1 protein-coding gene is annotated in these 13162 nt (G+C 37.9%); it reads right to left on the bottom strand.

The features are described from left to right. On the bottom strand, window positions 1–13158 hold a 13158-nt coding region (locus VKY50_RS07265), incomplete at its 3' end, for a SprB repeat-containing protein (RefSeq protein WP_324300358.1). Between the last annotated feature and the right edge of the window lie 4 nt (window positions 13159–13162).

The raw sequence follows: 13162 nt of genomic DNA, 5'->3' as shown, positions 1-13162 counted from the left end.
TACATAGTACACTCCTGAGGAAAGTCCACTGAAGGTATTGTCATCTTGTTTTTCGATCAATGTTACATTACGCAACCCATCTATTAAAGTGTACTTATAATTTCCTAGTCCTCCTTTAACATCTACTTTGATGTATCCAGTTGCATCGCCATAACAGCTAACATCAGACACTACGGTAGGAGTCACCTCAAGTGATCGTATCGGTGAAAGTGTAACACTGTTTGATACCGCAGAAATACAAAGGTTGGAGTCTCTCACAAAATACGTGTGAACTTGCTCCTGATTTACTACCACTGGAAGCTCAATTTCAACAGTATTGTTAGTACCGAACGGAGTCCAAGGTCCTGTAGCTGAAACACTATATTCATATCCAGTACCTGTACCTCCTACTGCAGTTAGTTCTAAAATAGCACCCGTTGTACAAGTGTTGCTTTTCACTAATCCTAAGGAAGCCATAACTTGATCGGGTTCTGATATAGATACTGGAGTAGTGGTGGCCTCACAACCACGATTATCTGTTACAGTCACACTGTAGCTTCCAGCTCCTAAATTGCTAAATACATTTAATTCTTGTGGAGCGCTACTTGAAAGAATAACCCCATTATCATCCAGTCTATTTAAAATAAACAAATACGTTACTGAAGGATCAAAATCAGGTCTACCACCTGTTGCTGTCACTGTTATGCTCCCTTGATTATCTCCTTCACAAAGAACATCAATTGAGTTTGAGATTGCAGTTGTAATAATAGGATCAGGTTTAACGAATGATACGGTTTCAAAAATCATACAACCTTCTGCATCCTTCACGTATACATCATAGGTTCCTGCTGCAATTCCAGTAAAAGTACTCGTTGTACTAAAGTCTGCTTGCGTTGGTATGTCACCTGAGTTAACTAGGGCAAACTCATATTCGCCCCATCCTCCAGATGCTGTTGCAGAAATTTCTGCTGCACTATTTTCACAACTCAAATCTTTCTCAACACCAACACTAAGATCTAATGCTTTTATTGGAGTTTTTATTGTTACTGTATTTGTTGTCTCTAGACAGAAAGGTGATTCTAATGCTGTAATTTCAACATAATAATTTCCAGCAGCGACTCCAGTTATTGTAACAGTTCCAGGTGCAGCACCTGTGCCAGTTACTGCTGTAGAAACACCATCACTACTATAAACTTCATATGTAAAGGTTCCGGTGTAGTTTACAACATCTACGGTGATTTCCCCTGTTGCTGTGTTATAACAGTCTATTGGCGAACGAGCTGTTACCGTAGCTGTTATAAGATCATATGGCGCAACCGTATAGGGTGCGGTAATATAGAAACAACCCGTAGCGGTATCCGTAATTTTAAACACATAATCTCCAGCCTCTGGTAGATAAAAGGTGGCTACCTGCCCAGAAATTGTCTGTGTTGGTCCATTTGGTAATAACTCTACAACAAATTCTCCTGAACCACCATGAATTTCCACACGGACATTTTCTGGATTTGAACAAGTAATCGCTGTAATTGAAGTGACGTCTACTGCGTTTATTTTTGGCAGTGGATCAATACTTACCCCGCTAGTATACGAACAACCGTTAGCATCCTTAACATACAAGGTATAGGTTTCTACATTTCCAGTATCAATTACATCAAAGACATTACTAGTTTGGTAATTATTACCATCGATACTGTATAAATAAGGAGCCGTCCCTGTTGTTGGATCAACTGTTACTGTAATCTGACCTAAAGCAGTTGTATTACTCGGATTACAAACAAATTCTGTTGTAACTGCAGCTGTAAAATCTAAGGCTTTAGGTTCAGTAATGGTAACAATAGTCTGGTCAGAACACCCTAAATCAGAAGTCACACTTAACACATAATTACCTGCAGGAAGCTCTGTAAACAATCCATGGGTATTAGTTGCGGTAACTGGACCAGTTAAGGTATATGTATAAGGTGGGTTGATAGTGGTTTCTGCTGTAACAGTCGCTTTTATCGCTCCGTCAGCTGCTTCTTCACATGAAACGTTTATTTGATCGCTGATCTCAAGGACAGGTAGAACTGGTGCACTTAATTCTAAATCAATAGTGTCCACACAGCCTTCACTATCTGTCACTGTGAAAGTATATGTTCCAACTTGATCTAATCCTGTAAAGCTCGCACTAGTTCCATTGCCTGCTGTAGTATCATCAGGGAATTTTACACTATATGTGAAGGTTCCCGAACCACCATTTGCATTGATCGTCACTGCCCCTGCTAGGTTGTTATTGGACACATCACATGAGATCACTTTGTCAATAGTGTAGCCTAAGCTGATCTCTTCAAATATTGTAACTTCCGTAATAGGGGTGGTGCTACAATTCCAATTGTCTGAGATTCTAATCTTATAAGCTCCCGCTCCAAGATCAGTGAAGGTCGCTGTACTTCCTGATTTTGGTGCACCGAAATCAGCACCATCTTTAATTAATTGGAATGTATAAGGCCCTCCAGAACCTCCTACAACATTATCTACGGTAATTTCCCCTTCTAATCCATCACAATTTGGTGAGCTTACTGAAATAGCAGCTGTAATTGGAGTTGGTTTAACAATCTCTTTATTCGGCAACTGGATAGGACAACCCTTTTGATCGATCACCCAAATATAATAAATCCCTGTAGGCAAATCTTCAAAACGAGGGTTGGTCATATAATTATTGCTGTCGTTTGGATCTGGATTTTGTGTAGTACTTACATAGTATTTATAACCACCCCATCCACCAGATACATTAATTATCTCAATAATACCATCATCAAGGTCACAAGTTTGAGCTGTCACAGTTGCTTCAGCATCTAAAGCTGCTGGTGGAGTTGCTATGGTAAACACAGTTTCTTGAGTACACATCGGATTATTATCCTGGGCGACATAAATGATATATGTCCCAGCTTCAAACTGATCGATTGAAATCGGACCATTATCAGGACTACTTCCAACTTTATAGACGGTGTCATCGGTTTTATCAACTAGTGAACCATTGGTGTTATAAATCGTCCATGTGAACGATCCAGAATAAGATGGTGAGCCATTTGGATCCACAAGAGCTACAGTGATTTCACCAGTAGCAGAACCTAAACAAACTGCAGTTGATATAACATTTAATTCTATATCAAATGTATTAGGATCTGTTAATTCTTCGAAAACCACAAGTTCACAAGTTGTATCAATATTAACGACCTTAACTTGATAACTTCCGACATCCAAGTTATCAAATATTGCAGTGGTCCCTTGAACTTTTTTATTTCCTATTTGTCCGCCATTATTGTCATATAAGAAAAACTCTAAAATTTCAGTGTTATGACCTAAACCTAATGTAGCATTTACTTCAATAGAGCCATCCCCACCATTACATGTCGGATTCGTTGGGATGGTTTCTATATCCTCTAATTTGTTGTATGGTTTAACATCTGTATCATCTGAGATAAAACATCCTTTTTCATCATAAACAGTTACAATAACATTTCCACCCAAAGGATTTGAAACATTAAACACTGTTTCAGAACCTTTCTGAGTTCTATCATCGCTAGTGTCTCCCGGAGTGCCGTTATCATAGATAAACTCGTAGGTATAATCTACTACTCCTCCAGTAACACCGCTAGCAGTAACCGTCGCCATATTTACAGTATTTCCTGTGGTACAGCTAAACTCAAGTACGTCTAAAGCCAAATTTTCAAGATCTGCTGGCTCATAGATAATAGCCTCTATTAATGTGGAAGTACAATTATTGTCTGCATCAGCAGTAATTTCAATTCCATATATCACACCACCAGCTGCTCCAGCCAATCCAGTAAAAGTCGCTTGATAACCGTTAGTGCTAAATGGTGTTATAATAGAGGCTGTTCCATTACTTGAAACAATCTCAAATGTATAGGGTCCTACACCATTGTCCAACGCAGTTACTGTTATGGTTCCATCAGCGTCACCATGACAGGTAACATCAGTTACAATAGGATTTCCTAAAATCTCTGGTACGACTTTCTCAGGAACTTCGATAGTTCTTGAAATTACACATTCTGTTTTGAGGTCTTTAAGTGTAATGGTGTAAGTTCCAGCCACATTTGCATCGGTAAACAACCTAGAATTCGGAGGTGTGGCCGATATTGGTATTGGAGTTTCGGTAACTGGAGAAGTAAATCCAGCTGGTCCACTAATGGAATACACTATATTAGTAGATGCATCAACACTTGAACCTCCCTTAACTTCAAAGTAAATATGAGCATTTCCGCCGCCATCACTTGCGTCTTGACAATCGAGTGCCTCAGTTACTTCTAATTTTGCAAAGGCCAATTGCTCATAAATTTCAACTTTTGCAGAGGCAGAGACTGTACAGCCATTGCTGTCTTTTACCACAATATCATAATTCCCAGAGGAAAGATTGGCAAATTCATTTTCTCCAACCACACTATAAGTTGCACCACCATCTATAGAATAGTAAAACGGTGCTTGTCCCGTACCATCCTCAACAATAATTGTAATAGTTGAATTGCCTAAACAATTGTCAACTAGTACCTCTTCAATTACTGGTGGTTGACTAATAATCAATGTTACCTCTCCTAGATTTTGCTCACAATCATATTGATCTTTTACAATAACATGAACGTCAACAGTTCCCAACGCAGGATTCAAAATATAGTCAATGAACACCTCCATCGGATTGTCAGTGGTCTCAATAAAATCTATAGCAGGATCATAAGCACCATCACCGTCAACATCAAAATTAGTGCTAGACAGAATGTAGGTGTATTCACCTCCACCACCTTGAATATCAGGAACTACGATTAAACCAGGGGTTTCACAAGTAATATCTCTCAATTTTTCAGGTATTCCTGTGATTGGGTCTTGCTCTTTAATGGTAATATTTTCAGTTGCAGTAACACAAGCATCATTTCCAGCTCCATCATGTTGAATTACTTTTACATAATATTCCCCTGGTGACAACAAAGTCGGAATGGTGTAACTTTGCGGAGAGGTGAAACCAACATTGGGGTCACTTGTGTGAAGTGGAACAACGTCTCCTAATTCATATAATTCATAACGAATAAATGATTCTACAGTACCGTCTTCATCGGTAAGAGTAAAAGAAATTTGGCCATCATTTGCACTAAAACAAGTAGGCTCATAATTAAGTTCTATTTCCATAGGTAACTCTATTAAGCCCTCATTGATATTTATAGAACTCTGACGGATACACCCAGTGGAATCCTTTACAAAAAAGACGTATGTTCTTCCAGGAATCAGCCCAATAAACGTAAAATCATGAGGTCCATCCTCAGGAGTTGCTTCAGTCCATGGATTTTCAGGATTGTTAGGGTCGAAATTGAATACATCTTCTGTATAGGTGTATTGATATCCAGGAAGACCTTTACTACCGACAACAGTTACCGAAAGCATTTTACTGTCACAAGACACTTCAGTTGATTTAATATCTATACTTAAATCATCCAAAGGATAAGGAATTAAGAAACGATTAAACTCGTAGTAACAAACAATTTCACCTTTAGCGTCAATGGTTCGTATTGCTGGATACACCACATCACCAGGTTTGTAGGTACGGAATTCATTTGTTGTTTGCCATGTTGGTGAAGGAACATTTGCATTATCAGTGTATTCAACGGTTAATCCTGGATATGTTGGTACATTAATAATATCAAAGCCAAAAGCATCGGGAGTTGCACCACAATCCGTGATCATAGGGATAAGGTCACCAATTAATTCCGCAGGATTCTCAATATCAGCAGGTTTATCATCATCACAGCCATATTTATCAGTAACTGTAACAGTATAATTTCCAGCTGGCATGTTATAATATGTTATCGAGGTCCCTGTATAATTTTCCTCCTTTTCGACTTCCGTAGTTCCATTATTTACAACAATAGTGTAAGGTCCAACACCTCCACTAATATCAATAAGAATGGAACCTTCGTCATTGTGACACTGAGGTTGAGTTGATGTTACATTAATGCTAATAGCGTCAAACGCTTTTACTTCTACATTATCTTCATAAATACAGGCGCCTGAACCGTCCCTTACAGCGACATCAATAGATCCTGGAGTACTTACCTCATGAGTGTTTTCAGGGACAAAGCTTACTCCTCCATCATAACTATACTCATAATTACCATCACCACCAGTTGCTGTTACTATAATGGACCCTGCGGTACACGCAATATGTGTTACATCAATTCCAGCATCAAGATCTTCCCTTACAATAACAGTTTGCGTTGCAGCTGAACAGCCGTATCCGTCTTTAACTGTCACTTGGTAAGTTCCTGGATCTAAACCTTTAAATACGTGATTTTTATCGTCAACATTTGTGGGGTAGAACACACCTGTTCCATCACTTAGGCTGACCATATAATCACCATTACCCTGAGTTATTTCAACATGAATCTCTGGGGTATAACTACCGCCGACACAAGCGCTAGGCACCGCTGTAAATAGTATATCTACAGGTGCGGTTATTTCTATTGTATCAGTTATATCATCACAACCATTACTGTCTTTCGCTCTTACAACATAATCACCAATTGGTAAATTATTAAATACTCTATTACTTCCATTAGCGGCAAAATCATACCCTGTAATTGCTTTTCCATTAGCATCTTCCAACTGATATGTGTAACCAGGAGTTCCACCTGTAGCAGTAATCGCAGTTATAGTGGCAGTAGCTGTATTACAAGTGATTTCTGAAGTGATACTAGCTGTGACCTCCACATGATCAGGTTGGGTAATTGTAAATGGTATTTCAGCACCACACGCTAGAGTCGGATCAGCCGTTTGATTCGCTATATCTCTTATATAAAGCGTGTATGCACCCAGTCCTTTATTCACAGGAATTTCTAAAGTTGCTTCTGTCGAGTTGCCTAAAGTTGTACCAAAATTATCCAGACTGTATTCATAACCACTTGCTCCAAAATTGCTCACGGCAATGGTAATTTTGCCATCGGTTAAACCATTACAGCTTACATCCGAAACCCCTACTAATTCAGCAGCAAAACCTTGATTTTCCTCAACAACTACCTTAATATCCTTAGAAAGTGGACATTTTTCTGGGATTTGAGTAACTAGAATATCATCAATAGCCAAGTCATTTCCATCTTTTACGGTAGAAAATGTTCTAATAACAAGGTCTAGTTCAGTATGACCATCGGGATTTAAATCAATAATAAACTGTTCCCATTTGTCCGACTTAGGAATAAAGCCAGTTTCGTCAAAAGCAATAACGGCATCAGTACTTGGATCTACTAATTGAATTACAATATTTGGATCTCCCTTCTCTGGATTTGAGGTAGATTCCATAAGGTTATGACCCCAAATAGAAACTTGAACATCCTGATTTGGAAGGAAGTCTTTAATTGGTTTTCTATAAATTACTCCTCCCATTCCTGCTACATCTCCAATGTTAATGGCGACAAACCTGCCTTCCGGATTACCCGTGTGGTCTCTAACATCTACCCAATCACTAAAATCTCTAGCAATTCTTTGAGTTACTGAATACTCGCCATCATTTATTCTAGTGTCATCAATATCAGCTTGAGAACCACAGTTACCTCCAGGGATTTGATCTTCATAACAATATACAGCAGTATCAATACTTGGGATACTTGTATTAGGTCCAAAACCAAAATCCTCAACTAGTAGAACACTAGGAGTCGCAGGTAGGTTACTAACATAATTTATTTTTACATCGTGGGTTCCAGGTGCAACTCCAGTAAATACATTTTCTGTTTGCTCCGCACCTCCATTAAGTTGGAACGTATAATCAAAAGTTGAAGGTGATGCACTTACGGTAATATTTCCTGTACCATCACAATTATAAGCAACAGAAGCCCCAAGATCAGGATCTTCAGGTCCCTCTTCAACTGTAATAGGCATAGGACCGTAAACACAATCACTTGCATCTTGTATATATAACTCGTATGTACCTGGCATTAAATTTTTTGTTGCAGAATTACCATAGGTTGACCCTCCATCAAAACTATACGTATACGGTCCAGTTCCTCCTTGTGCATTGGTTATTCTTACATCTGCTCCTTGTGTTGGATTACATTCTACTAATGCAGCAACATTTGCCGAGGCTGTTAACTCTTGAGGTTGTGCAATTGTGTAAAACAACTTAACTTCACAACCCTTTGAGTCTTTTACGACGATATTGTAGTTCCCCGAGATTAGGTTGTTAAAGATGTTTGACCCTTGGTAAGTTGCCCCTCCATCTATAGAATATTCACTGTAAACTCCAGAACCTCCAGTTGGAGTAATGGTAAGAGTAGAAGTGGTACCGTTACATAAAATTTCAGTATTCGAGGCTGACACCTCCAATTTAGGATCTTTATCTACGGTAATATCATATTTCGCTTCACAATAACCTTCTCCACTGGCATGGTCCCTAACATACACTTCATACTCCCCTTCCTCAGAAATGGTCATAGGGTTTGTTGGCGAGAAGCTAGTAGGGGTTGTACCTTTAGTGACAACTGCATAAACATAATTTCCGTCACCTCCTACTGCCGTTATGGTAACATCGGTTGATGATCCACACCAAGAAATAGAATCCGCAGAAGCACTTACTTTCAATTCTGGGTCTATAGAAATAGATTCGGTATCCTTACAATTGTTTTCATCTATTACAGTAACCGTGTATGTACCAGGATCAAGCTCTTTAAAAATTCCTGTTGTATTGGTTATGCCTCCATTTAATGAATAGCTTAATACCCCCGAACCTGTTCCAGACGTTACAGTAGCAGTAATGATTAAACCAACAGCATCATCATAACAAAGATCATTTGCAGAAAGCTTTAATTCTGGCGCTATTGCTGGTTTTATTGTAATGTCAGTCGAATCAACATCACATTGATTGGCATCAAAAACCTTAACAGTATAATCTCCCGCAGTTAAGTCTTTGAAGAATCCTGTTCCATTCCTCACTAATAATGTTCCTGCTGCATTATATATTTCATACGTATAACTACCCCATCCGCCAGAAGCACTAACTGTTATAGTTCCTGGGTTAGTTGTACCTGTGCTTGTACAACTTTCATGAGTAATTTCTGCTTGTCCTAGTATTAATGGGTCTTCAGGTTCTTCAACAGTCACAACGTCTGAATCTGTACAATTGGTAGTGTTATCAGTCACCGCAATAGTATAGGTTCCAGCAGCTAATCCTGTGGCATTAAAAGTATTTCCTGTTTGGTCAAGGCCACTACCAACAACTGCTCCTGCTGCGTTAGTAACAGTATATCGGTAGTTTACAGTAAATCCATTTACTGAATATTGAATTGCACCGTCTGAACCGCCTACACAACTAACATTACTAACTAACTTACCAACAACACTTATTGGGGTTAGTTCTGGAATCGTTACATTTTCATCATAAAAACAGCCTTTTTCATCTGTTACTTTAAAGGTGTAGGTTACACCAGCCTCTAAATTTTCAAAAACATTATTCGTTCCGTTATCTTTAGCGGCCGTAGCTGGACTTATAATTTCGTATTGGATTTCACCTGATCCTCCTGTTACCGATAGGCTTACATCTGAAGAATTATCTGGACACCGCACTGTACTCATAGTAAAGTCAATATCTGTCGGTGGTGTTAATGGATCAAGTGTAATCTCTGTTGCACTTTGGATACAATCAGGATTGTTTTTATCTCTATAACTAGGTGTATAAGTTCCGTCTTTTAAACCACCAAACACAGGACTGTCCTGCCAAGTCACCCCATCTATTGAATATTCAAAGATCCCTGAACCTCCAACTGCATTAGAGAATGTAATTTCTCCATCAGTCAAACAGTTATATTCACTAGTTAACCCTGCATCTGCAGAAATTTGAACTCCTTCAGCGATTGTAATAGGTGTTTCAAAATCACAAATTCTGTTGCCTTTTTCACCTCTGACAATGACGGTATAATCACCTGGTTCTAAATTCTTAAAATTAGGATTAGCAGTAAAATTAACGCCATCTAAGCTATAGGAAACCCTATACTTTTGGTCATTAATTATTTCTATAGAAATCGTACCATCCTCGGAACCAAAACAAGTTTCATTTGTAGAATTTACCTGATACTCCATTGGTGGTTCAACACTAATGGTAACTTTATTTGAAAAAGCATAACAATTATTTCTATCAAAAACTACGTAGCTATAGGTTCCTTGCTCTCCTAATTTAACATCAAAAATTTGGCTTGTTTGTCCAACTTGTTGCATCTCTCCAGCTGGAATATCATCAACACTTTCATAACTAATTGGTGGGGCAGTCGCTCCAACTGCTGGTTCATAACTCCAAATCGCATAAGTATGTGGTGTTGTACCTCCTTCAGAAAGCACTTGAATATTTCCTTCTTTACAGGTTACATTTTGAGACACATTTGCAGTAATTGTTAAAGGTACTGGTGGCGAAATGGTATATTTTTCAGAGAAAGTACAGCCATCCTCAGTTGTAACTTCTATAGTATATGTTCCTGGATTAAGATTTCCAAACACATGATTATCATCGTCTGTTGCCTCTTCCTCATCGACAACTGCACCAAAATCATCCTTTAATACATAGGTATACCAAGCTCTTGCGTCTACCGCATTAATATTAAAAGACCCTTTCGAAGAATTACAAAAAGGATTCGTAGTTTCAACTGTAACATTAAAATTACTTTTGGAAATGACTACATTTTCAAATGTAAATAAACAAGGTTGTCTATCTCCTGTCTCCAAATCTAAATCAGATTGACGGATGTAAACATTGTAAGTACCGGCCGTTTCAATAACAAAAGAATTAGCATCCTGCCAAGTAGCAGTATTTGGATCAAAATCTACAGTAGCTAATGCTACAGCAAATTCATAACCAGAACCAACATTATTGATGTCTATACTTCCCTTTGATTCACAAATAATGTTTTCAGTCGTAACTGCGGGATCTACAGAGTTTTCATAAGCTTTAAAATAAAATCGATTAAAACAATTATTCTGATAACGAACCTCTAAACGATATTCGCCTGCTTCTGTGAGCAAAAATTGATCTCCAGCCTTCACTTCTACCCAAGTACAAGAATTGTTTTTTGTAGGACAATTTTCTCCTTCTGAGTCAATACCGCAATCCCCACTCAATTTTTGCCAAAACACTTGAGCATCTGGATAGCTAACATTCAGTAGACGGTCATCATTTGTTCCACATAAAAAGAATTTTGGTAGCAACGTTCCATCATTCGAACACGTAACAATTTGGTCCGCAAAAGGGGTTATCGGGCTATCTAACTCGTTGCTTCTTGGAACTACAGTAATAAATTCATCATAGCTTTTACAAGGTTCCGCGATTATCTTTTCAACTTTATAGGTTCCATAATTAGTCGCCATATATTTTTGTCCTTCAGAGCCGCTAATTACATTAGTTAACTGTCTATAAGTGCCGTCAGGATTTTGAAAAAACCATTGATATGTATCATAATTAGCACCTGCTATAAGATCAACAGATTCTCCACAAATTGCTATTTCTCTTGAAAAATTACAATCCTCCAAATTTGGCAAGAAATTGGTTGATCCAGGGATTGCAAAGTTGCATGCATCAAAACCTGAGACACTTGGATCATCAGAAATTAGATTGTCATTTAATACACCCTGATAGGTAGCAAATGCTTGATTTTGAATAATATTAGAACATGCGTCACGTAGTTTATCGCAATCTGGCTGCACTCTAACGTTTATATTAATAGTATAGGCATCTCTGACCTTCTCAATGTAAATATCAGGAATTGTAAAAATCAATTCATGAGTATCTTCATTATATGATTGCTGTATTTGGTTGCCTCCAATTGAAGGGGGTAATTCCGCACTTAAGAAGTCAACATTTGAAGGTAAAACATCTTTAAGGGTAAAATTCGTTCCGTTATCATTACCGATATTATCAAAACTAAGTCTGTATTGTATTTCTTGACCTAGATCTACAGGTTGCCCTTGAATATCATTCCCATCGATATCAAAAACCTTTTTTGTTAATTGTATTTCAGGTTCAATTATCTCGACATCAAAAGAAGTAAAATACACATAGTAGGTATCACCATCAGTACTTAGGCGTAATGTGGCATTATCAGCATCATTTGGTATTACTGAATTATTTCCATTAGGAACCTTAAATTTATCAGTATCAAATCCAAGCGTATTGACACTATTAGGATTCCTGTCCGTAATGATCTGGTTGTTTAAAGTAATATTACTATCAAAAAAATTAGTTTTATTATTTATAGTAGTATTTGTTCCTAGGTCAAAAAAAGTAGGATTATCCTCTGCACTAATTGAAAGTCCATCCCCATCGATTCTATTATCTCCTTCAAGAGTAGATACGATCATATTAGCATGAACAGGAAAACCTTCTGGCAATGTTTTAAAACCATCTACTTCAATATCCACAGGAGGATCTTCGCTTTGAATTCCTGCAAAACCATCAAAAGTGGTAATAAACTTACCTGGTAATGTTGGGTTTTCATAAACAACAACCATAGACCAACCCGCAGAACCACCTCCTTTTATAAAACCTTTAGCAGCTCTAACATTTGCCACGGTATATTCTCCAGCAACGTTTGATAAACTATTGATTATTTCTGTTATATTCTTATAGCACGTATATGGAGCGTCCTCAGTCGTGTTACCATTAAACCCATCATGAATAATTTCATCCGCAGTTATGTTAATATAACTGTTCCCCGGGGTTCTAAATTTTATTGATGTATAATCAAGTCGTTCTGAATCTATTACATAATAACCATCATTACGGGTACCTCCCCCTTCTTCAAATGGATACTTTGCCGTCCAATATAGCCCCGCATATACAACTCGGCTACAACTTGGATCAGGAATAGTTAGGGTAGCACTACTTGAACTAAAGGTACTTCTATCATTATCAATGTCGATATATTGCATGTTCAGGTCGTCATTATAATCTGATTTATTACCTGTACTGTTATAAGGACGGTTCGGTCCCTGGTTGCCTTCATCTCTATTAAGGATATTATTGCCAATGAAGGTAATATCACCTTTGATGTTATTCTCATATCTTACATCAAAAGGTTTTCCAACTTGTGCTGATAATGCAAAAATGCCTGCAAAAAATATGCATGCAAAAAGGGTATAGAATTTTAGGGTAAAGTAGTTTCTTGTCATAGCT

It is taken from the genome of Galbibacter sp. (assembly GCF_035306585.1).
Taxonomy (GTDB): domain Bacteria; phylum Bacteroidota; class Bacteroidia; order Flavobacteriales; family Flavobacteriaceae; genus Galbibacter.
Note: the sequence above shows the minus strand (reverse complement) of the source record. Positions and strands in the feature narration are given on the sequence as shown.